The 23,366-nt window shown below is 65.8% G+C and carries 17 protein-coding genes; 14 read left to right on the plus strand and 3 right to left on the minus strand.

Going from position 1 to position 23,366, the window contains the following annotated elements; all coding sequences use genetic code 11:
• The first annotated feature begins 63 nt into the window (after positions 1-63).
• The 9 genes from FDN03_RS12500 to secA all read left to right on the plus strand — a co-directional run bounded on the left by FDN03_RS12500 (position 64) and on the right by secA (position 11,763).
• Entirely contained in the window at positions 64-435 is a 372-nt protein-coding gene (locus FDN03_RS12500) for a chorismate mutase (RefSeq protein WP_054822019.1), read from the plus strand.
• An 18-nt stretch (positions 436-453) separates the two neighbouring features.
• Positions 454-1,566: a hypothetical protein gene (locus tag FDN03_RS12505; RefSeq protein WP_138177517.1), complete on the plus strand. Its 1,113-nt coding sequence runs from the start codon at positions 454-456 to the stop codon at positions 1,564-1,566.
• A 152-nt stretch (positions 1,567-1,718) separates the two neighbouring features.
• The gene (mtrA, locus tag FDN03_RS12510; protein ID WP_138177519.1) at positions 1,719-2,399 is read left to right on the plus strand and encodes an MtrAB system response regulator MtrA; all 681 of its coding nucleotides are present in this window, start codon (positions 1,719-1,721) and stop codon (positions 2,397-2,399) included.
• The gene (gene mtrB / locus FDN03_RS12515) at positions 2,396-4,267 is read left to right on the plus strand and encodes an MtrAB system histidine kinase MtrB (protein WP_138177521.1); all 1,872 of its coding nucleotides are present in this window, start codon (positions 2,396-2,398) and stop codon (positions 4,265-4,267) included. Before mtrA ends, mtrB begins: the two co-directional genes overlap by 4 nt.
• A gap of 38 nt (positions 4,268-4,305) precedes the next feature.
• Positions 4,306-6,018, plus strand: a complete 1,713-nt coding sequence (locus tag FDN03_RS12520) for an LpqB family beta-propeller domain-containing protein (RefSeq protein WP_171021237.1) — start codon at positions 4,306-4,308, stop codon at positions 6,016-6,018.
• Between the two features lie 60 nt (positions 6,019-6,078).
• Positions 6,079-6,858, plus strand: a complete 780-nt coding sequence (locus FDN03_RS12525; protein WP_138177525.1) for a phosphoribosyltransferase family protein — start codon at positions 6,079-6,081, stop codon at positions 6,856-6,858.
• A gap of 184 nt (positions 6,859-7,042) precedes the next feature.
• Positions 7,043-7,741 carry a ribosome-associated translation inhibitor RaiA gene (gene raiA / locus FDN03_RS12530; protein WP_138177527.1) on the plus strand — a complete coding sequence of 233 codons (699 nt, stop codon included), beginning with the start codon at positions 7,043-7,045 and terminating at the stop codon, positions 7,739-7,741.
• Between the two features lie 6 nt (positions 7,742-7,747).
• A complete protein-coding gene (locus tag FDN03_RS12535; RefSeq protein ID WP_138177529.1) occupies positions 7,748-8,998 on the plus strand; it encodes a crosslink repair DNA glycosylase YcaQ family protein in 1,251 nt (416 codons plus the stop codon).
• An 80-nt stretch (positions 8,999-9,078) separates the two neighbouring features.
• A complete protein-coding gene (secA, locus tag FDN03_RS12540) occupies positions 9,079-11,763 on the plus strand; it encodes a preprotein translocase subunit SecA (RefSeq protein ID WP_138177531.1) in 2,685 nt (894 codons plus the stop codon).
• A 1-nt stretch (position 11,764) separates the two neighbouring features.
• Here secA and FDN03_RS12545 read toward each other — a convergent pair whose 3' ends face one another.
• Complete coding sequence (locus FDN03_RS12545; protein ID WP_138177533.1) at positions 11,765-12,283, minus strand: Rv3235 family protein; 519 nt, start codon at positions 12,281-12,283, stop codon at positions 11,765-11,767.
• Positions 12,284-12,335: 52 nt separating this feature from the next.
• On the minus strand, positions 12,336-13,061 hold the full coding sequence (locus tag FDN03_RS12550; RefSeq protein ID WP_138177535.1) for a LysM peptidoglycan-binding domain-containing protein: 726 nt from the start codon (positions 13,059-13,061) through the stop codon (positions 12,336-12,338).
• Between the two features lie 119 nt (positions 13,062-13,180).
• On the opposite strand from FDN03_RS12550, the gene FDN03_RS12555 reads away from it, so the two are divergent.
• From FDN03_RS12555 to FDN03_RS12575, 5 genes are all read left to right on the plus strand, one after another.
• Positions 13,181-13,738, plus strand: a complete 558-nt coding sequence (locus FDN03_RS12555) for a hypothetical protein (protein ID WP_138177537.1) — start codon at positions 13,181-13,183, stop codon at positions 13,736-13,738.
• Positions 13,739-13,852: 114 nt separating this feature from the next.
• A complete protein-coding gene (locus FDN03_RS12560; RefSeq protein ID WP_138177539.1) occupies positions 13,853-14,527 on the plus strand; it encodes a hypothetical protein in 675 nt (224 codons plus the stop codon).
• A complete protein-coding gene (locus tag FDN03_RS12565) occupies positions 14,524-15,765 on the plus strand; it encodes a chromosome partitioning protein (protein ID WP_138177541.1) in 1,242 nt (413 codons plus the stop codon). Before FDN03_RS12560 ends, FDN03_RS12565 begins: the two co-directional genes overlap by 4 nt.
• A gap of 110 nt (positions 15,766-15,875) precedes the next feature.
• Positions 15,876-20,687 (plus strand): NAD-glutamate dehydrogenase, encoded by a 4,812-nt coding sequence (locus FDN03_RS12570; RefSeq protein WP_349291716.1) that lies wholly within the window; start codon positions 15,876-15,878, stop codon positions 20,685-20,687.
• A gap of 6 nt (positions 20,688-20,693) precedes the next feature.
• Positions 20,694-22,175, plus strand: a complete 1,482-nt coding sequence (locus FDN03_RS12575; RefSeq protein ID WP_138177543.1) for a PAS domain-containing sensor histidine kinase — start codon at positions 20,694-20,696, stop codon at positions 22,173-22,175.
• Positions 22,176-22,307: 132 nt separating this feature from the next.
• On the opposite strand, the gene FDN03_RS12580 is transcribed toward FDN03_RS12575, so the two are convergent.
• The coding region (locus tag FDN03_RS12580; protein ID WP_138177546.1) for a lytic transglycosylase domain-containing protein at positions 22,308-23,366 on the minus strand (1,059 nt) is incomplete at its 5' end.

Consider the following 23,366-nt stretch of genomic DNA (forward strand, 5'->3'; position numbering starts at 1 on the left):
CGGGGCCGGTGGCGGCGCGTCACTTAATGCGGGCCGTGGCCTAATCCCACGTAAACTGGGCGCATGAGCGAGCCGAACACGAACCCCCTGCCCACGGACTTCGACCCGCACGCCAGCTCCCTGCACGGCGAGGTCGACCAGGCGGTGCTCGATGAGCTGTATTCCATCCGCGGCAGCATCGACAACTTCGACGCCCAGCTGGTCTACCTGCTGGCCGAACGCTTCAAGGCCACCCAGCGGGTGGGCCACCTCAAGGCCGTGCACCAGCTGCCGCCCAGCGACCCGAACCGGGAAAAGGCGCAGATTGAGCGGCTACGCCACCTGGCCCGTGAGGCGCACCTGGACCCGGAGTTCGCCGAGAAGGTGCTGAACTTCATCATCTCCGAGGTGATCCGCCACCACCAGCACATCTCCAACGCGCACAACAACGAGTAACCCCATCCGGTGAGCACGATGAGTGAACGACAAGCCCTATCCGGCAACCAGCCCGCCGAACCGGGCCCGGCGGCAGATCCGGCCGCCGCTGCGGTGGCCGCCGCCGAGGCCGCGGTGCACGTCACCTGCCAGCCCCGCTTTGCCGGCACCGAAGCCGTGGAAGTGCACAAGGTGGTGCGCGGGGAACTGGGGGAACCGAACCTGGCGGTCTTCCCGCAGCTGCCCGACCGCGGAGTGTGGGCACGCCAGCAGGCGCGCAGCACCGCTATGATCACCGAGCTGGGCTTTGACCTGCAGCCGCACGGCTGGCGGATCGGGGTGCCGGACGGGATGGACGCCCGCCGCGCCCGCAGCCTGCTGCGCAGTGACGAGAACCTGCTGGCCGACGTGCTGGGCGCGGAGAAGAAACCGGCCGCGCGGATTAAGCTGAACGTGCTCGGGCCCTGGTCGCTGGCCGCCGGCCTGCACTTGGGCAACGGGGAACGGGCGGTGGCCGACCACGGGGCCCGGCGCGACATCATCGAGGCCTACGCCCAGGGGCTGGGGGACTGGCTCACCCGCCTGTCCCGGATCACCGCGCTGCGCCACTTCACAGTGCAGCTGGAGGAGCCGGCGCTGGGCGCCGTGCTGGATGGGGCGCTGCCCACCGCCAGCGGGTACCGCACCCTGCGCTCGGTGCCCCGCCAGGAGGTGCGCCAGCTGCTGGGGGCACTGGTGGAGCACGTGAACCAGCACCACAACGTGTCCTGGGTGGCGCAGCTGGCGCAGCAGGACGGGCGTTGGCGCGAACGGGTGGACCTGGTCCACCAGGCCGGGATCGATGCCCTGGTGCTGGACCCGGTGGGCCTGGACCATGCCGGCTGGGAGCGGGCCGCGGCGCTGGTCGAATCCGGGGGCCGGCTCTTCCTGCAGGTCCTGGAGCCCGGGCAGAAGCCGCCGGGGGTGGTGCAGGCGGTCAAGGACATCCTGCGTCCCTGGCGGATGCTGGGGCTGGGGCTGGAGCGGCTCGGGGCGCTGCGCCTGATGCCGCGCGGGGACTTCTCCGCCTCCGGGGCCGCCGAGGTGATCAGCTGCCTGCAGGCGCTGACCGGGTACGCCCAGGCGCTGGAGCAGACCCGTGTGGACGCCTAGGCCCGCACCCGGGAGTACACGCCCGGGGTGCGCCCTGACCGGGAGAAAGGCCCCGGAACTCATGTATCTTAAAGAGCAGCGGGTAAGTTTGCTGCCTGCCGTTTCGCTGGGCCGCGCCAGTAGCCGGCTTGTCGCTATTCAGGGGGAAATGTATGAAGGCTAAGATCCTGGTCGTCGATGACGATGAGGCGCTGTCGGAGATGATCGGCATCGTGCTGCAAAACGACGGGTTCGACCCGGTGTTCTGCTACGACGGTTCCGGCGCGCTGGAGGCCTTCCGCGAGGCGAACCCCGACCTGGTCCTGCTGGATCTGATGCTGCCGGGCATCGACGGCATTGAGGTGTGCAAGCAGATCCGCGGCGAATCCGATGTGCCCATCGTGATGCTCACCGCCAAGTCCGACACCGCCGACGTGGTGCGCGGGCTGGAGTCCGGGGCCGATGACTACGTGCCCAAGCCCTTCAAGCCGGCCGAACTGGTCGCCCGGGTGCGGGCCCGGTTGCGCCCGGCCGAAACCCACGCCCCGGAAATGCTGAACGTGGCCGATGTGACCATCGACGTGGCCGGCCACCGGGTCACCCGCGGGCAGAGCGTGCTGTCGCTGACCCCCCTGGAATTTGACCTGCTGGTCACCATGGCCCGCAAGCCCTGGCAGGTCTTCAGCCGCGAACAGCTGCTGGAGGCCGTGTGGGGCTACCGCCACGCGGCGGACACCCGGCTGGTGAACGTGCACGTGCAGCGGCTGCGGTCGAAGATTGAGAAGGACCCGGAGAAGCCCACGATCATCCAGACCGTGCGCGGCGTCGGCTACAAGGCGGGATCGGCAAGTTGAGTCAGCGCACCACGACCGGAAGCGAACTTGTCCCGGTCGACGTGCGCGACTCGGCGGTTCCCAAGGCCCCACCCTTCTACCGGCTGCGGCTGTGGCTGCGCCGTCCGCTGGCGGCGGTGCGCCGACGCTGGAACCGCCACCTGATGTACCGCACCGTGGCCTCCACGCTGCTGTTTTCCTCCCTGGCGCTGCTGGCGGCCGGGGCGTTCCTGTCCAACCAGATCGCCAGCACCCTGTTCACCGAGCGCTTCAACCAGGTCGCCACCGAGTCCGAGCGCGGGCTGACCCAGGCCCGGTCCATCTTCGAATCCGCGGCCACCACCGACCGGGTCTCCACCCAGTCGCTGGTCAACAGCACGCTAAGCACCCTGGAGGGCGACGGGGCCAGCGTGGTGCGCGACTTCGTGCTGATGCCCTTCCCGGGCGATGAGAACATCTATGTGGCCCCCACGGCCTCCGGGCAGCTGACCAGCCGGATCATCCCGGCGGACCTGTCCGAACGGGTCATGAACGATTCGGGGATCTACTGGCGTTCGGTGGAGATCCCCACCGCCGGCAGCCAGGCGCCGGGGATCATCTTCGGCACCAAGGTGCTGCTGCCCCCGGGCCGGGAATACGGCCTCTACCTGGTCTATGACCTCTCCAGCGTGCAAAGCACCCTGGAATTCATCAACCGCGCCATGGTGCTCACCGGCATGATCCTGCTGCTGGTGGTCGGGGTGATCTCCTGGTCGGTCAGCCGCACCGTGGTGCGCCCGGTCGCCGACGCCGCCTACGTTTCGGAGCGGATCGCCGCCGGGGACCTGGACCGGCGCATGCGGGTGATCGGCGAGGACGAGGTCGCCCGCCTGGGCACCGCCTTCAACCACATGGCCGCCTCCCTGCAGGACCAGATCACCCAGCTGAACCAGCTCTCGGCAATGCAGCAGCGCTTCGTCTCGGACGTGTCCCATGAACTGCGCACCCCGTTGACCACGGTGCGCATGGCCGCCGAGGTGATCCATGACGCCCGGGAGTCCTTCGACCCGCTGACCTCGCGTTCGGCCGAACTGATGTACAACCAGATCGAACGCTTCCAGAACCTGCTCAATGACCTGCTGGAGGTCTCCCGCTTCGATGCCGGGGTGGCGGTGCTGGACCGTGAATCCACGGACCTGAACGTGATCGCCCGCAAGGTCATCGACACCGCCACCCCGGTCGCCGACGAATACGGTTCGGTGCTGCGCCTCTCGGCCCCCGCCGAGGGCTGCGTGGCCGAAGTGGACCCGCGGCGGGTCGAGCGGATCCTGCGCAACCTGGTGCTCAACGCCGCCGAACACGGGGAGGGCAACCCGATCGACATCAGCATCGGCCAGGATGAGGACGCGGTGGCGATCTCGGTGCGCGACCACGGCATCGGGATGAGCGCCGAGGCCGCCTCCCACGTCTTTGACCGCTTCTGGCGCGCCGATCCGGCCCGCAAGCGCACCACCGGCGGCTCCGGGCTGGGGCTGGCCATCGCCAAGGAGGATACCGCGCTGCACGGTGGACGCCTGGAGGCCTGGGGCGAGGAGGGGGTCGGCTCGAACTTCCGGCTGACCCTGCCCCGTACCGCCGGGCACACGATCTCCAGCTCACCGCTGCCGCTGGAGCCCACCGTGCTGCCGGATTTGGGTGCCGCCGGAATCCCGGAACACTTCCCGCTGACCGGGGAGCTGCCCAAGATCGGCTTCGTGCCGCTGCTGCTGGATGAACCGCTGGACGATGACGTCATCGACCCGCGCGGGGCCTTTGGCACCCAGAAACCGGGCAGCGAACGGCCCGGCACCGACAAGCCGGGCAGGGACCTGCCCGGCGCCGCCAACCCGGATGCGGGGGATCAGTCATGAGCACACCGGCACCCCGCACCCCGCGGCCGAGGGGCACCTTGAGGTTCCCCGTCGCCCGGCTGTTGCACGCCCTGGTCCTGGCCCTGGCCGGGGTCCTGGTGCTCAGCGGCTGCGCCTCCATCCCGCGTTCCTCCCCGGTCCAGCAGATCCAGTCCCAGCCCGATGATGAAAGCGATGAGAACTACAGCTTTGACGCGTTGGGACCGCAGCCGGGCTCCAGCCCGCGCGGCATCGTGGAGGGCTTCTTAGAGGCCGGGGTGTCCCTGGCCCAGGACTACGCGGTGGCGCGCGAGTTCATGACCCCGCAGCTGCAAAACGCCTGGAAGGGCAGCAGCCGCACCCTGGTGTACGACGCCAGCTCGATCATCGAGGCGGGGGCGGAAAACCGCTACACCATCCAGCTGGAAATCACCGCCGAGGTCGACGCGAACGGGATCCGCACCGAATACCCCTCCCATTCCACCCGTGCGGTGGACGTGGAGCTCAGCGAAATCGACGGGGAATGGCGCATCTCCAAGGCCCCTGACGGGATCATGCTCGAAAGCAGCTTCTTCGAGCGGATCTTCACCCCGCGCACCCTGTACTTCTATGACGCCAGCTACAAGTACCTGGTCCCGGACATCCGCTGGTTCTCCTCCCGCAGCGGTGCGGCGACCTCCGTGGTCGAGGCCTTGCTGGAGGGTCCGGCCCCCTACCTGGAAAACGCGGTCGTCTCCGCGTTCTCCTCGGCCAGCTCCCTGGTGCGCCCGGCGGTCCCGGTCAAGGACGGCACCGCGACGGTGGACCTGAACGCCGAGACCTTCGTGGACAGCACCGACCAGGCCAAGCAGCTGATGCAGCAGCAGCTGGTCGCCTCGCTGGATGAACTGACCTCCGTGGAACGCGTGCAGATGCAGTCCGAGGAAGCGGACGTGAACCTGGAACAGGTGCCGCCGGAATTCGAGAAGGCCGAACGCAACCCCAGCACCCCGGACACGCTGATCGGCATCGATGAGGGGTCCCTGGTCTATGTCAAGGGCGGCAGCGTGATCCCGGTGGGCGGGGTGCCGGACTTGTCCGAATACTCGCCGCGCGACCCGGCGATGTCGCCGGTGGGCAACCGCTACGCGTTCCTGAACGGCAAACGCAGCGCACTGATGACCGTGGATGAAAACGGCCGGGTCCGCCAGGTCGCGACCGGCACGAATTTGCTGCGCCCCTCCATGGATGTGGCCGGGTGGACCTGGACCGCGGATAATTCCGCCAAGACCTCCATCCTGGTGGCCCCCGCCGATCCGGCGGTCTCCGGGGAAACCCGGCCGATCAGCGTGGACTGGCTCAAGGGCCAACAGGTGCAGTCGCTGCGGATCTCCCGGGACGGCGCCCGGGCGCTGCTGGTGGTGCGTGATGGTTCACAGACCCGGGTTCTGGTCAGCGGTGTGGTGCGCGACGCCGACGGGGTGCCCCGCGGACTGAGCGAGCATCCGATGGAGATCTTCCCCAGTGTTCCGGTGAACACCGCACTGTGGAACTCTGACCAGTCCATCATCGTGGCCAGGTTCAGCCGCACCGAATCGGTGGAAGCCGAGCTGCTGACCTTCTCCTCGGGCTCCGAACCGTTCTCCCCGCTGCTGGGCATGGTGTCCCTGGCCGCCGGCCCCGGCGATCGCCGCCCGGTCTACGCCGGAACCCCGGAGGACCTGCACACCCGGGTGGGCAACACCTGGCGCAAGCTCGATGACTTCGCCGCCGACGTGTCCTACCCCGGCTAACATCCCCAACCGGCCGCCGTGCTGGCACCTGCCGTGCCCGGGCAATGCACACTGGGCGCCATGGGTTCCTCGTTGGCGGCCTGGGTGGACCGGGCCCTGTCCTTGACCCCGGCGCGCGCCGCCGCCTTTGGCCTGCGCGAGCTTGCAGCCCTGCTGCTGCCCACCAGCTGCGCACTGTGCCAGGCCCCCGATCACCGGCTCTGCCCGCGGTGTGCCCGGCAACTGGTCGCCCAGCTGCATTTGCCTCCGCTGGGCCCGGCGCTGCGCTGCCGGCTGGAACTGCCCCAGCCCCAGGAACTGTTTCTGGTCTGCGCCGCCGGGCTCTACGCCAACGAGCTGGCCCAGGCGATCCTGGCGTTCAAGAACCGCCAGCGGGTATTCCTCGCCGCGCAGTTCGCGCCCTACCTGGCGGGCGCCGCCACCGCGCTGTCCCCACCGTGCGTTCCGGGGGAGCAGGTGTGGCTGGTGCCGGTTCCCTCCTCACCGGCCGCGCGGACCCGGCGCGGATACTGGCCGGTGCAACGAATCCTGTGCCGGGCCCAGGCCGACGGGCTGATCCCCGCCCGGCTGAGCTGCCGGGCGATCCTGCGTCACCGGTTCTCCCTGCGTCCTGCCGGGGCCCAGAAGGGCAAGAGCCGCTCCCAGCGGCGCAGCAGCGGTGGGGCACTATACGCCTTTGACGCCGCCCGGCCCGGACAGCAGGTGCTGCTGGTGGATGACGTGGTCACGACGGGTGCCACCCTCATCGCCGCGGCAAACGCCTGCCGGGCGGCCGGGTACCAGGTGATTGGAGCGATCGCCCTGGCCTTGACACCGCCACCGAGCACCGAAACGAGGTAGCCGCTGAAGCGTCGGTTTCGCTGAACGCGATAAGAAATCTGGGCAGTAAGTAGTGGAATCCACACGAAGTGGCATATGGTGAAGTATGGGTTGCATCGCAGATGCAGCGTAAGGCCCATCTTCAGTCCAGGGGCTGGAAAATCCCTGGATTGTTGTGTCACCCGACTCTATTTTGGAGGACACCATGGAGCTGAACTACAGCGGCCGTAACGTCACCGTTTCCGATCGTTTCCGCGAATACGTGGACGAGAAAATGGTCAAGATCGAGCAACTGACCAACAAGGTGCAGCGGATCGACGTCAAAGTCGTGAAGGAACCCCACGCCCGCAACCAATCCACCGCCTTGTCCGTGGAATTGACCGTGGTTGGCCGAGGACCGGCGATTCGCGCCGAAGCCACCGGCGCAGAAAAGTTCGCAGCATTCGACGTGGCCTTCTCCAAGCTGCTGGAGCGCCTGCGCAAGGCGCGGGACAAGCAGAAGGTGCACCGCGGGAATCACACCCCGGTCGCCGTCCACCAGGCCACCAGCGGCTTGCCGACGATAGGCGCCGGAAAGACCTTGGTCGAACAGGCCATGGAAAACCAGGCCGCCGAGGAAGCCGCGCAAAACAGCGAGGATTCGCAGTACACCCCGGTGGTGATTCGCCGCAAGGTCTTCCCTGCCGAGGTCATGAGCATCGACGACGCCGTGGACCGCATGGAACTGGTGGGACACCCGTTCTACCTGTTCATCGACGAAGCCAACGGGTCACATTCGGTGGTGTACCGCCGCCACCAGTACCAGTACGGCGTACTCACCCTGGATCCGTCACTGAACGAAGACGATGAGCTGCCGACCGAGGTCCGCGGCTACCGTGACTCCGAAGTGTCCACCGACGCCTAGCAGGCGGTGGAACACCACGTCATTATGACCATGGGCGGCCACAGCGACCTGAGCCTGCAACAGGCTCGACGGATCGCCGTGGCCGCCCAAGGCTTGTCCGGGCCACGCAGCCCCGCACGCAGCGGACGGGCAAAAATCCTGCAGGTCTACCAGCAGATCGCGCAAACCCAAATCGACTCGGTCAACGTCGTGGCCCGCGCCCACTACCAGCCGGTATTCGCCCGACTCGGGGACTACAGCCGCGCCCAATTGGACCGGCTGGTGGCCGGAGCGGCCAGCCCGGTCACCGAGTACTGGTCCCACGAAGCCAGCTACGTGCGCAGCGACCTGGTGGGGGACCTGCGGCGCTGGCGTCCGCGGCACTGGGCCGACGCCTCCCACCGCTTCACCCCCGAACAGCACCAGCTGGTCGCCCCGGTCCTGGAATTCCTGGACTCCAACCCCGGCTCCTCGGCCCGCCAAATCAGCCAGGCCCTGGACATCCCGGCCACGACGGACAAGGACCACTGGGGATGGAACTGGAACGACACGAAACTGGTCACCGAATCACTGTTCTGGCAAACCCGGATTCTCTCGCTGGGGCGCAACCAGCACTTTGAACGCCGCTTCGCCCCGGCCAGCACCGTCATCCAGGCACAGTACCTGGAGCCAGCCCATTCGGCGCAGGAATCCCTGCGGCGCCTGGTGCTGGCCGCCGTGGACGCGTTGGGGGTGGCCAGCCTGCACTGCATCAGCGAGTATTTCCGGCTCCCCGCCGCCCCGGTCAAAACGATGGTCCACGAACTGGTGCATGCCGGTGAGCTGCAACGCTGCCGGGTTGAATCGCTCACCGAAGATTTCTACCTGCGCCCCGGGCTGGTGATTGCCACCCGCCGGTCACGTACCACCCGCATCCTTTCGCCGTTTGACTCCATGATCTTCAACCGGCGCCGACTGCAGAAGCTGTTCGGATTCCATTACCGCATCGAGATTTATGTGCCCGAACCCAAACGCCGGTACGGCTATTACGTCTTTCCCATCCTGCACGGCGACGACCTGGTGGGCCGGGTGGATCTGAAGGCGGACCGCAAGCTCGGGGAGCTACAGGTGAAATCCGTGCATTTCGAAGCGGCCCCCACCGAATCGGTGTTGCAGGGGACCGACGCCGAACTGTGGCTGATGGCACGGTGGCTTGGACTCTCATCGGTTACCGTGGGAACTGAGCGGGTGCTGTGCAGCCCATGGCGGTTGTCCGCGAAACACCAGGCCTCGGTCTGAAATGAGTTTGCAGTTCAAATTACTCACGTAGACTGTAAACCGCCAGAATTTACTGTGCTTGAGATATTGGGAGCTACCACGTGGCATCATTGCTAGAACGTATTCTGCGTACCGGCGACAAGAAGACCCTGAAGAAGCTGCGGGTCTACGCTGACGCAATCAATGCGTTGGAAGGCGAATTTCGCGACATGTCCGATGAGGAACTGCGCGGGGAAACCGATAAGTTCCGGGCACGGTACGCCGAAGGCGAGACCCTGGATTCGCTGCTTCCCGAAGCCTTCGCCGCGGTGCGTGAAGCCGCCGACCGCGTACTGGGGATGCGCCACTTCGATGTCCAGCTGATGGGCGGTGCCGCCCTGCACCTGGGCAACATCGCCGAAATGCGCACCGGTGAAGGTAAGACCCTGGTCGCCACCGCACCGGCCTATCTCAACGCCCTGACCGGCCGCGGCGTGCACGTGGTGACCGTCAACGACTTCCTGGCCGAATACCAGTCCGACCTGATGGGCCGCGTCTTCCGCTTTTTGGGCATGAGCACCGGGTGCATCCTGGCCAACATGGATCCTGCCAAGCGCCGCAAGCAGTACGCCGCGGACATCACCTATGGCACCAACAACGAGTTCGGCTTCGACTACCTGCGCGACAACATGGCCTGGAGCAAGGAAGAACTGGTCCAGCGCGAACACCACTTCGTCATCGTCGATGAAGTCGACTCCATCCTGATCGACGAGGCCCGTACCCCGCTGATCATTTCCGGCCAAGCCTCGGGCGATGTCAACCGCTGGTACACCGAATTCTCCAAGATGGTCACCCGCCTGGAGCGCGAATCCGATTACGAGGTCGATGAGAAGAAGCGCACCGTGGGTGTGCTGGAGCCGGGCATCGAGAAGATCGAGGACTACCTGGGCATCGACAACCTCTACGAGGCGGCCAACACGCCGCTGATCGGCTTTTTGAACAACGCCATCAAGGCCAAGGAGCTGTTCAAGCGCGACAAGGACTACGTCGTGGTCAACGGCGAGGTCATGATCGTGGACGAACACACCGGCCGTGCCCTGCCCGGACGACGCTACTCCGAGGGCATGCACCAGGCCATCGAGGCCAAGGAAGGCGTGCAGATCAAGGCCGAAAACCAGACCCTGGCCACGATCACCCTGCAGAACTATTTCCGCATGTACGAGAAGATCTCGGGCATGACCGGCACCGCCCAGACCGAGGCGGCCGAGTTCATGGGCACCTACAAGCTCGGCGTGGTGGAAATTCCCACGAACCGTCCGGCGATCCGCGAAGACAAGTCGGATTTGATCTACAAGAACGAGATCGCCAAGTTCGACGCCGTCGTCGCCGACATCGCCGAACGCCACCAGAGCGGCCAGCCGATCCTGGTGGGCACCACCAGCGTGGAAAAGAGCGAATACCTTTCCCGGCTGTTGGCCAAGCAGGGTGTGCGCCACGAGGTGCTCAACGCCAAGAACCACGCCCGTGAAGCGGCCATCGTGGCGATGGCCGGTAAGAAGGGCGGGGTCACCGTGGCCACCAACATGGCCGGGCGCGGTACCGACATCATGCTCGGCGGCAACGCCGAGTTCATCGCGGTGGCCGAAATGGAACGCCGCGGACTGGACCCGCAGGAGAACTCCGAACAGTACGAGGCCGAATGGGACGAGGTGTTCGCCAAGGCCAAGGAAACCGTGGCCCGCGAAGCCAAGGAAGTCGCCGAGCTGGGCGGACTGTACGTGCTGGGCACCGAACGCCACGAGTCGCGGCGCATCGACAACCAGCTGCGCGGCCGTGCCGGGCGCCAGGGCGACCCGGGTGAATCCCGCTTCTACCTGTCGATGACCGATGACCTGATGCGCCGCTTCAATTCGGGCATGGCCGAGCGGATCATGAACAATCCCTCGATGCCCGATGACGTGGCCCTGGAATCCAAGATGGTCTCCAAGGCCATTGAATCCGCCCAGGCGCAGGTTGAAGGCGTCAACGCCGAACAGCGCAAGAACGTGCTGAAGTACGACGACGTGATGAACCGCCAGCGCGAGGCGATCTACACCGACCGCCGCCGCATCCTGGAAGGCGATGACATCCACGAGAAGGTGGAGCACTTCCTGGAGGACGTCGTCAAGGCGATGGTTGTCGAAGCCACCCAGTCCGGCAACCCGGATGACTGGGATCTGCGCCAGTTGTGGACCAACTTCAAACAGCTCTACCCCATCTCGCTGACCGTTGATGAGGTGGCCGAGGAAGCCGGCGGCGTCTCCCACCTGACCCCGGCGTTCATTGAGCAGGAAGTCCTCTCCGATGCGCGCCTGCAGTACCAGGCCCGCGAAGAGGCGGTCGGTTCGCAGACCATGCGCGAACTGGAGCGTCGCGTCGTGCTTTCGACCATTGGACGCAAATGGCAGGAACACCTGTACGAGATGGATTACCTCAAGGAGGGCATCGGGCTGCGTGCCATGGCACAGCGTGACCCGCTGGTGGAATACCAGCGCGAGGGCTACACCATGTTCCAGACCATGATGGAAGGCATCCGCGAGGATTCCATCGGCACCCTATTCCACCTGGAACTGCCCGCCGGGCAGAAGGAACCGGAGGCGATCGGCGAGGCGCTGGGCACTCCGGCGCAACCGCAGAACCTGCAGTTCACCGGACCGGATGAGGACGGGGAGGCCAGCACCACCCGCGAGCAGGCCAAGTCCTCCAAGCCCAAGGCCGCTGCCGGGGCTGGGGCCGGAAAGTCCAAGAAGAACAAGAAGCGCCGCTGACCTAGAGCACTTCCAGTTCCGTCACCTGCCAGCGTTCGTGCCAGGGCTCGATTCGAAGAGCCACGGCACGGACGCGGTGCTTAAAGGCCAGAACCGCAGCGCATTCATAGGCCCCGGACTGGGTTTGCTCCATCCGGATGGTGCGCACACAGCCGTGGGTGGTTCCCGGCTGCGCGGTGGTGGTGAAATTGCGGGTCTCGATGAGCATCTGCCGTTTAATCTTTTCAATACAGCCTGGCTCCATCGCGAAATTGAGCTGGCGGATGCTGCGGTACCCGGAAAGCACCTCGAAGACGGCGCGGGCCACGGCGTGGCACAGCTGGACCGCGGCCATTCTGCCGGTACGCGGTGCCGGGGCCCGGTGGAAGATCCAGTTCATGGGTTTGGCAATGGCCTGCGGGCTTTGATGGCGCGTCGGATGTGGCAACGCCGGGCCCTGCAGGCGCACCGTCAGGTGAGCAGCGGGTCGTTGTAGCCAGCTCACCGAGGTGACGCTGGGGTGGAGGGTGGTGGTGGACATGGTGATGACCTTTCAAGAGGATCAACCCGTGGGGCCGGGGCTGATCTGGGTATCAGGGTGTGGGCAGGTGCAGCACCATGCCGACCTGTAGAAGATCCGGATCGGCACCGATCACGTCCCGGTTGCGTTGATGGATGCGTGGCCAGTAGGCGGCCACGTCACCGATGGAAGCGCTTTCGCCCAGCCGGGTCCGGGCGATGTCCCACAGGGTGTCTCCGTGCCGGATAATCACTTCCTGCACCACGGGCCGGGACTGCGCCGCGCCCGGGGGAGTACCCAGGGTGCGGCCGAGGGGAATTGCGGTGCGCTGCGCGTTCCAGGTGGGCACCGGTACGCCCGGTTCCCTCCGGTCATCCGATGTCCCTGCACCGACAGGGAGGCCGGGACCGGGAATGGTATTGGCGGCGGCCTGAGCGGCCACGGCAGCGGTCCCCAGCGGCATGGCGGTCACCAGTCCAACCCCCAGCCCGGAAATGTAGAGGCGTCGCAAAAACCGCGGACCCACCCTTCCCAGCATCAGCGCCAAGCGCTGATGACCTCGAAGGGCCGCCGTGCGTGAGAGCAAGTGCGCGAGCCAGCCCAGGCAGAGCCAGAGCAGGTAGCCAATGAGGAACAAGGTCAGTGCGCGCAGGAACAGGCCGCAGGAGACAGGCAGGTGCCAGCTGCTCCACCGTTGCGGCTCAAGGCCAGAGAGCATCCGATGCAGCCAGAGCAGGCTGATCAGCGCCGCCGCCACAGCCACGGTTACCAGCGAGGCAGCCAGCCGTTTCTGCCACATCCCCACCACATCCTTTGTTGTTTAATGGCATTTGATGTCATTTGAATAAGATGATGACACTTGAAGTTGATTAAGGGAAGGCTCTTGTTGAAAATTGTGGAGGCCCGTAGGGTGTGGACATGCGATGGGAATCCTTGTTTGCGGATCTTGAATCCCAGCTGCAGGCACAGCTGGCAGAAGACCTGCGAGCGGAAATCGCCGAATCGGTTCGGGTGGAGCAGGCGCGGCAGACACTGGCCGAACGGCTGCTGACCTGCCAGGGCCGGCGCTTGTCGCTCCGGCTGGCCGGGGGCGAGGAGCTCACGGCACGGCTGGGGCCGGTTGGCAATGACTACCTGTGCCTGGAAGAGTCCGCGACCCGCTGGCTCATCCGCGCCGCCGCCGTGCAGACGGTAGCCCTGCCGCCCAAGCCTTCCGCGCACAGCGAGACGGTGAAACTTGCGGCCGCAAGATTCGCGGCGGTGTTGCGTGCCCTGCTACGCGACCGGAACCCGGTCCAGGTGCACGGGACTGATGGCCAACTCCTGGGGGAGGGGACACTACTGCAGGCAGCCCAGGACTTCATCGTGCTGGGCACCCACGCGCGGGACGAATATGCCCGCCCGCGCAGCATTACCTCCGAACTGCTCATCCCGCACACCGCGCTGGGCTGGTTGATGCTGGAACACCGGCACTGAGGCCCCGCCGGGTCCCTGCCAGCGCCCACGAAATCCACAATCCTGGATTCGCCCCTTCACAGTTGCCCGTTCTTCCATTAGGCTCACCGCACAACATGCAGGTTCTCAAATGAGGTGAACGCCGTGGTTGCCGAGGCGCGCAGCAAGCACCAGACGGTACCGGTCAGCCCCCGGGTGCGCCGTGCCAGATGGAAGGAACCGCGGCTGCTGCTGGGCCTGCTGCTGGTGGCGGCCGCCGTGACCGGCACCGTGGTGCTGGTCAACTCCATGGATGAGCGCACAGCGGTGTATGTGGCCAAGCAGGACATCACGCTGGGTGAGCCGCTGGGTGAAGAGAACCTGGAGGTTGCCCACGTGCAGCTGGGTGACTCCATGCAGCACTATGTGCCGGCCGAGGCGCAGCACCTGCAGGATGCCCGGGCGAACACCTTCATCGGCTCCGGGCAGCTGATCGCCCAGGACTTCGTCACCCGCAGTGAACTGGGTTCGCGACGGCCCATCAACATTGACCTGCCGGTGGACCTGTCCCCGGCCATCACCCCCGGCAGCAGGGTCGACGTGTGGATCGCCCAGCGGGAGCCGGGTACCGCCAGCTATGGAACCCCGGAACTGCTGGCGAACCTCGTGGAAGTTTCGGCACGCACCGAACGAGCCGCTGGACTGGTCGGGCAGAGTGCCGTCAACCTGGAGCTGCTGGTGGAACCGGCCTATCTTGAACCCCTGCTGCAGGCATTGGCCAATGAATCACGGATCATTGTGGTGTACAACCCGGCCGGTGAATCCTCATGAGCATCTCGGTGGTGGTCCTTGGCCAAGACCCCGATCTGGTGCGCCGGATCGAGAGCTACCGCGGGGAGCTGATGGTGGTGCGGGTCTGCCAGGAGATCCCCGAGGCGGTTGCGGCCTGCACCTCCAATCGGGTGGACGTGCTGCTGGTTGCCGAACCGGGCCTGATGCCGGCCATGGAGCAGGTCGACTACGTGCAGGAACGTGACGTGGTGCTGGTGCTGCTGGACACCGAGGTCTCCCCGATCCCCGGGGTGATTTCCGCCGCCCCCAGCGGCAGCGCCGCCGAACTGGAAACCCTGATCGCCCAGGGGCTGCGCGAGCGGGAGCTGGACCGGCCCTCTGGCGGCGCCCTGGGCCAGGGCCTAATGGGAGCGGAGTCAGGGCGCGAACCGGGAAGGGTGAGCACCTTCTGGAGTGGGGCCGGCTCCCCGGGGCGCAGCACGCTGGCGCTGAATTTCGCGGTGGAGGCGGCAGCCGCCGGCGAATCGGTGGTCCTCATCGATGCCGATACCTACGCCTCATCCCTGGCCATCCAGCTGGGAATGCTCGATGAGGCGGCAGCGGTGGCACAGTTGTGCCGGGTTGTGGACACCGGGCACTTCGATGCTGCCCGCCTTGAAGCGGTGTTGACCACAATCCAGGTCGGATCCTCCACCTTGAAGGTGGCCAGCGGAATCCCGCGCGCCAGTCGTTGGCCCGAGGTGCGGGCCGCCTCGCTGCGCCGGGCCGTGGCGGTACTGAAGGAACACCATGACCGGGTCATCCTGGACGTGGCCGCCCCGGTGGAAACCGACGAACAGCTCAGCTTCGACACCTACGCCCCGCAGCGCAACGGGGTCAGCGTGGAGGCATTGCGCTTTTCCGACGAGGTGATCATGGTCGTGGCCGCGAACAGTGTGGGCATTCCCCGGGCCATCCGGGCCCTGGATGAACTGGCCGAGGCGCAGCTTCACCCACAGTTGCGGATCCTGTTCAACAAGGTCGGCTCGGCTTCCTCCGGCAGGGCCCCGCGCCGCGGCATTTCGGAGGCCTGGGAGCGCTTCGGGCCCTCCTATCCCATCCTCGGTTTTTTGCCTGATGACCACTCGGTTTGCCAGGCTGCGGTGCTGGCCGGAAGCTCACTGTTGGAGTTGGCGCCACGTTGCGCACTACGCTCAGAAATCCGCGCCCTGGCCGGCAAGAAACTACCATTTCGGGCAACCACACCGAACCCGAAGCCGGGGCGCGAGAGAGTGTAGGAAATCGGCGGGAAAAACGCGATAGGCTGGTAGACATCGTGCATTCGCAATGGGGCGAATCGTTGATCTTCACTCTTGGAGGCGTTCAGTTGAACTCGTCGGAATCGGCCGTGTCAGAAGCATTTATGAATGCGACACTCACCAACGACCTGATCAGTGAGTACTATAGTCAAATCGCCAGGGAGGACTTTGCCGCCTACCAGCCCGGAGAGCTGGAGGAGCGGGTGGCGGCCCACCTGGATATCGGGTTCGTTAGGCAGCCGAAAACCGCGAATGTCGTGGTGAAGTCCACTGCCGGCAGCTCCGTGGTCTACATCGTCACCGACGACATGCCGTTCCTGGTCAATTCCGTGACCACCGAGCTGGTGCGCCAGAAATGCCCGATCCACTTGGTCGTGCACCCCACCTTCGTGGTTTCCCGCGATACCGAGACCGGTGAAATCAAGTCACTGACCCCCACCGACGCCCAGCATGTGGCCAGCGGCGACACTGCCGCGCTCGCCGACCTGAGCACCCTGAATCTGGCCGGGAGCAACACCGAGGTTGAATCCTGGATCTCCGTGGAACTGGACCACGAGATGAGCGAGGAGCAGGCCGAGGAAGTCACCACCGGCCTGCAGTCCGTGCTCAGCGACGTGCGCATGGCCGTCGAGGACTGGCCGAAGCTGATGGACCGTGCCCACGAAATCGCCGCCACGCTGCCCCAAACCGTGGGAGCCGAGGAAATCCCGGACCTTGATCAGGCCGTGGAACTGCTGAACTGGATGGCCGATGGCCGCTTCACCTTCCTGGGCTACCGCGACTACGAGCTGGTCACCGAGCACGGCGAGGACGTGCTGCGCGCCCGCCCGGGCAGCGGCCTGGGCCTGATGCGCGACGCCGATGACCGCGGCCCGCTGCACCTGACCAAGCGCGGCCGGGCCACGGCACGCGACAAGCGCGCCCTGGTGATCACCAAGGCCAACGCCCGCTCCACCGTGCACCGGGGCACCTACCTGGACTATGTGGGTGTCAAGAGCTTTGACGCCAATGGGGAGGTCAACGGCGAACGCCGCTTCATCGGCCTGTTCTCCTCCAGCCTGTACACCTCCAGCGTCACCGCCGTGCCGCTGGTGCGCGAAAAGGTCGCCGCAGTGCTCAAGCACGCCGGCTTCGCCCCGGACTCGCACTCGGGCAAGGACATTGTCACCATCCTGGAAACCTACCCACGCGATGAGCTGTTCCAGATCTCCGTGGAGGACCTGACCAACACCGCCATGGGCATCCTGCGCCTGCAGGAGCGCCGCCGCACCTCCGTCTTCCTGCGCCCCGATGACTACGGCCGGTTCATGTCCGTGATGGTCTACCTGCCGCGTGACCGCTTCTCCACCCTGGTCCGCCAGCGCATCGAGGATGTGCTCAAGCAGTCCTTCAACCCGGATTCCATGGAATACGACGTGCTGATGAGCGACTCGGCTCTGATCCGCCTGTTCTACCGGATCCGTCTGCAGCGCCACGGCCTGGCCCCGGTGGTGGACCGCAAGCACCTGGAGACCCGCATCGCCAACGCGGTGCGTTCCTGGGGTGAAGCGGTGCACGATGCGGCCCACGAGCGCCTGGAAGCCAACGAGGCCCGCAACCTGGCGCGGTCCTGGTCCGAGGCCTTCCCCGAGTCCTACAAGGTCCAGTTCGAGATCGAGGATGCGCTGGCGGACATTGAACGCCTGGCCCAGCTCGATGAGCCGGCCCAGGAAGGTCCGGTCGTCTCCTTCTACGCCCCGACCGACGAGCATGAGGACAGCCCGGTCAGCGTCCGGATGAAGATCTACGTCAACCGTCCGCTGATGCTCTCGCGCATCCTGCCGGTGCTGCAGGACCTGGGCCTGGAAGTCGTGGACGAGCGGCCCTTCGAGCTGCAGCCGCAGGACGGCGAACAGCGCTACATCTACGACCTGGGCCTGAAGGTCGATGAGGACATCGACTTCTCCGCCGTCCAGGACCTGCTGGCCGAAACCTACTCGGCGGTGGTGCGCAACGCCGCCGAATCCGATGAGCTGAACGCCCTGGTGCTGCGCGAGGGACTGCACTGGACCGAAGTGGCCATGCTGCGCGCCTACGCCCACTACCTGCTGCAGCTGGGGGTTCCGAACTCCACCGACTTCATCGCCAGCACCCTGGTCTCCAACGCCGAAGTCACCCACGGGATCGTGAGCCTCTTCCACGCCATCTTCGACCCGAAGCTCTCGGCCGAGGAGTCCGAGGCGGCCCGCGAGGAAGCCCACCAGAAGATCAGCGCGGCCCTGGAAAGCGTGCCGACCCTGGATGCCGACAAGCTGCTGCGCCGCTTCGTGAAGGTCATCGAGGCGACCAAGCGCACCAACTACTATGCCGCCGGGCACGCGCTGGGCTTCAAGCTGGCCCCGAACGAGATCGACTTCGCCCCGTTCCCACGCCCCAAGCACGAGTTCTGGGTGTACTCCCCGCGCGTGGAGGGCGTGCACTTCCGCTTCGGCGCCGTCGCCCGTGGCGGCCTGCGCTGGTCGGACCGCCGCGAAGACTTCCGCACCGAGGTGCTGGGCCTGGTCAAGGCGCAGATGGTGAAGAACTCGGTGATCGTGCCCACCGGCGCCAAGGGCGGCTTCTACGCCAAGCAGCTGCCGAACCCGGCCGTGGACCGCGGCGCCTGGATGGAGGAGGGCAAGGCCTCCTACCGGATCTTCATCCGCACCATGCTGGACCTGACCGACAACGTCATCACCGATGAGCAGGGCCAGCGGGTGGTGCCGCCGGTGGACGTGGTGCGCCGCGACGGGGATGACACCTACCTGGTGGTCGCCGCCGACAAGGGCACCGCGAGCTTCTCCGACACCGCCAACGCAATCTCCGAGGAAAAGGGCCACTGGTTGGGCGACGCGTTCGCCTCGGGCGGCTCGGTGGGCTACGACCACAAGGGCATGGGCATCACCGCCCGCGGTGCCTGGGAATCGGTCAAGCGCCACTTCTTCGAACTCGGCATGGACTCGCAAAGCGAACAGTTCACCGCCGTGGGCATCGGGGACATGTCCGGTGACGTGTTCGGCAACGGCATGCTGCGCACCAAGACCATCAAGCTGGTGGCCGCCTTCGACCACCGCGACATCTTCCTGGATCCGAACCCGGAGCCCGAGGCGGCCTTCACCGAACGCCAGCGGCTCTACGACCTGCCGCGCTCCAGCTGGGCCGACTACAACAAGGACCTGATCTCCGCCGGCGGCGGGGTGTTCTCCCGGTCGCTGAAGTCGGTGCCGGTCAGTGCCGAAGTCCGCGAGCTGCTCGGCCTGCCCGATGACACCACCGCGATGGCGCCCAACGACCTGCTCAAGGCGATCCTCTCGGCCAAGGTCGACCTGCTGTACAACGGCGGCATCGGCACCTACATCAAGGCCAGCACCGAAAGCCACGGCCAGGTCGGGGACCGCGCCAACGACGCCATCCGCGTGGACGGACGCCAGGTGCAGGCCCGCATCATCGGTGAGGGCGGCAACCTGGGCATGACCCAGCGTGGCCGCATCGAGGCCGCGGCCAATGGGGTCATCCTGAATACCGACGCCATTGACAACTCGGCCGGCGTGGACACCTCCGACCGCGAGGTGAACATCAAGATCTTCGTGGACCGCCAGGTCAAGGCCGGGGCCATCGACCCTGCCGAGCGTGCGGACTTCCTGATCTCGATGACCGACAACGTCGCCGACCTGGTGCTGGAGACCAACTTCAACCAGAACGTGCTGCTGCTGAACGAAAAGCACGCGGCCAAGACCTGGACCCCGGCCTACGAACGGCTGATGGACTGGCTGGAGGAGCACGCGGATCTGAACCGTGAGCTGGAGTTCCTGCCCTCGAACAGCGAACTGGAGGCCCGGCGCGCTTCGGGCGGATCCATGACCACCCCGGAACTGGCAGTGATCACCGCGTACGCGAAGATCCAGTTGGCCCAGGCGCTGGCCGAATCGGACCTGACCGAGGACGACTACTTCTTCGCCACCCTCAAGCGCTACTTCCCGAGCCAGCTCTCCGAGCGGTTCGGGGAAGAACTGGACAGCCATCCGCTGCGCAACGAGATCGTGGCGACCGTGGTGGCCAACGAAATCGTGAACATCGGCGGCATCACCTACATCTTCCGCGCCATGGAGGAAACCGGGGCCACCGAGGCGCAGATCGCCAAGGTCTTCTGCGCGCTGCGGGAGATCTACGAGTACGAACGCTGGTTCCAGGAAATCAACCTGCAGCCGGCCGGGCAGGACATCGGTTATTGGTCGCGCCAGCACCACGACCTGCGCCGTCTGCTGGACCGCACCACCCGCTGGTTCCTGAACCATGTGGACCTGGAACTGAGCGTCGGGGAAATGGTGGAACGCTACGCAGCCAAGGTGCAGAAGCTGCGCGCCCAGCTACCGCAGTTGCTGCGCGGGGTGGATGCCGCCCGCTTCGCCACCTGGCGTGAAGATGCCATCCAGCATGGGCTGACCGAGGAGCAGGCGATCCACTGGTCCGGACAGTTCGAGTCCTATGTCCTGTTGGACATCGCCGACTACATCTTCCGCAACGACGCCGACACCGAGCAGGTGGCCACCACCTACTTCGCGCTGTACGCCAAGTTCGAGGTCGACGCCCTGCTGAACCGGATCACCGCGCTGCCGCGCACCGACCGCTGGAAGGCACTGGCCCGTGCCGCGCTGCGCGATGACCTGTACTCCACGATCATTGACATGACCGGGGACGTGCTGGACGCGGCCGGAGACCTGCAGGACGCCGACGCGCGTGTTGCGGCCTGGGAGGAAGCCAACACGGCTAACCTTGATCGTGCGAAGAACATGTTCCAGGAGGTCAACAACCTGGAACGCGACGACATGGCCTCGCTGTCCGTCGCACTTCGCCTGCTGCGTTCCATCGTCCGGAGGAAGTAACACACCATGGCCCTCATCACCGAGCAACTGCGCGAAAATTCTCAGCTCGGGCCCGGTGATGAGGACTGGTTGCATCTGCTGGTGGGGGACTGGCAACTGGTCGCCGATCTTGCGTTCGCCGACCTGGTGCTCTGGTTCCCCACCGGGGACGGGTCCTACGTGGCCCTGGCGCACGTGCGGCCCTCCACCTCGCACACCGCGTTCCACACCGACTTCGTCGGGGAGCGGATCCGCAAGGACTTGCGGATCATGGTGGACGAGGCCTGGGCCACCGGGCAGTTGCAGCGTTCCGTGCAGCACCCGGCCGACCTGGCTGGGCAGAGTACCGTTCAGGCCGTCCCCCTGGTCCGCCAGGGACGGAAGGTCGCGGTCATCACCTCCCACTTCGACCTGGCCTCCAGCCGCACCCCCTCCAACCTGGAACTGGTCTACCGGCAAAGCGCCGATGACCTGCTGACCATGGGCACCCTCGGGCTCTGGCCCGACTTCGCCAGCCCGACCGGGTCACGGCGCGGCGCCCCGCGGGTAGGCGACGGCTTCATCCGAATGGACGCCGCCGGGGTGGTGGAATACGCCAGCCCCAACGCGGTGTCGGCGTTTCGCCGGCTCGGAGCCGCCGAGGTATTGCAGGGCCAGTCGCTGTCGGACCTGACCATGGCACTGGTCAGCGACCGGCGGGTTATTGACGAAACCCTGCCGCTGGTGGTCCAGGGCAAAATGCCGTGGCGCACCGAGATGGAGTACCGCGGGGTGAACATTTCGCTGCGTGCCATCCCGCTGCGCGACGAACGCCGCCGCTGGGGATCCCTGGTTTTGTGCCGGGATGTGACCGAGCTGCGCCGGCGGGAAAAGGAACTGGTCACCAAGGACGCCACCATTCGCGAAATCCACCATCGGGTGAAGAACAACCTGCAGACGGTGGCCGCGCTGTTGCGCATGCAGTCCCGGCGCATGAACTCGGCCGAGGGCAAACAGGGTCTGGAACAGGCCATGCGCCGGGTCTCAACCATCGCCTCGGTACACGATTTCCTGTCCAAGGGTTTGAACGAAACCGTAAAATTTGATGACCTGATGGACCGACAGTTCCGGTTCATCGTTGAAATCGCCAGTCCGAGCCAGCGGGTTCGCACCGTGCGCGAAGGGGAATTCGGGATGCTGCCGGCCGAACTGGCCACCCCGTTGTCCCTGGTCATCAACGAACTGGCCACCAACGCAGTGGAACACGGGCTGGCCGGCCGTGACGGGGAAGTGCGGCTACTGGCCGAACGATACCTGGGCCGGGACGGCCACAAGTGGTTGCGAGTCACGGTCAGCGACAACGGCCATGGGTTGCCCGAGGGGGAGTACAGCGAGGGTCTGGGACTGCAGATCGTGCGCACCCTGGTTACCAGCGAGCTGCGCGGCGAAATCCACTGGAACCAGGCAGCGAACCAGGGCACCGAAGTGGTCATTGAGATGCCGCTGGACTTGCGCAGCAACGCCCACTAACGCTGCGAGCCGATACCGCGCATGACTAAGGCGGGTGAATCCATTATGGATTCACCCGCCTTAGTCATGCGGCGTGCCGGTTAGCCAAGCCCCGTGCCCCCGTCCTGGCAGAACACGGCACCCGGCCACCGACTAGCGGTACTGCTTCATCAGCGATTTGACGTTGGCGACATAAACCTTGGTGTCGGAATACATCCCGTACTTCCGCACCCCGCCCAGGCCCTGGTAGTACGCGGCGATGGCGTGGTCCAGGCTCTCGGCGTTGTCGAGGTTGTACTTGATGGTGGCAACGCCGGCCGCGACGTTGTCCCGCGGATCCAACAGGTTCAGCTTGCGCCCCACCATGCCCGACATCCATTCACCGGTGCTCGGGATCACCTGCATGGCTCCAATGGCGTTGGCGGGGGAAACCGCGCGCTGGTTGAAACCGGATTCCTGCTGGGCGTGGGCCAGGGCCAGGGCCGGGTCAACCCCCATGCTCCTGGCAGTGCTGCGGATCAGAGCCTGCATCTCGGAGCGGCTGGGAACCGAGATCGAATCCAAGTAGGCCTTGTTCTCATTGGCGCTGCGCACGGTGGCATCAGGATAAGTGCGCCCGGCGAAGGTGTTGCCGATCTTCTGTGTCGGCTTCACGCCCGCGTTCGGCTTTACCGAGGAACCAGAAATCTTCAGCTTCGTGTTGATCTGCAACGGAGTCTGGGTGCTGACCTCTGGGTTCAGATCCAGCAGACGGCTCAGCGAAATCCCGTGCTTGGCAGCAATGCCGCCGAGGGTATCGCCGGACTTGACGCTGTAGCTGCTGGTGCCGCTCGACTTCGGGGCACTATTCGACTGCGAGGTCGGCTTCGGCGAGGAGGACTGGGCCGAGCCGCTGAGCTTGAGCTTGTCACCAGGGAAGATCAGCGACTTGGAGGACAAGTTGTTCATGCTCATCAGCTTGCTCAGGCTGATCCCGTTGCGGGCCGCGATCGCACCCAGGGTATCCCCGGACTTCACGGTGTAGCTGCCGCCGGTGGTCTTGCCGCTGTCCTTCTTGGGGCTGCTCTTGGATGGTGTTGAGGAGCCGCCGAAGTTCAGCTTCTGTCCGACGTAGATGCGGTCGCCGGAGGGGTTTCCTGCGGCCTTGCGGACCTCGGAGAGGGAGACGTCCAGGCGGTGGGCGATGTGGCCCATGGTGTCTCCGGCCTTGAC

It is taken from the genome of Glutamicibacter sp. V16R2B1, assembly GCF_005774635.1.
Classification (GTDB): Bacteria; Actinomycetota; Actinomycetes; order Actinomycetales; family Micrococcaceae; genus Glutamicibacter; species Glutamicibacter creatinolyticus.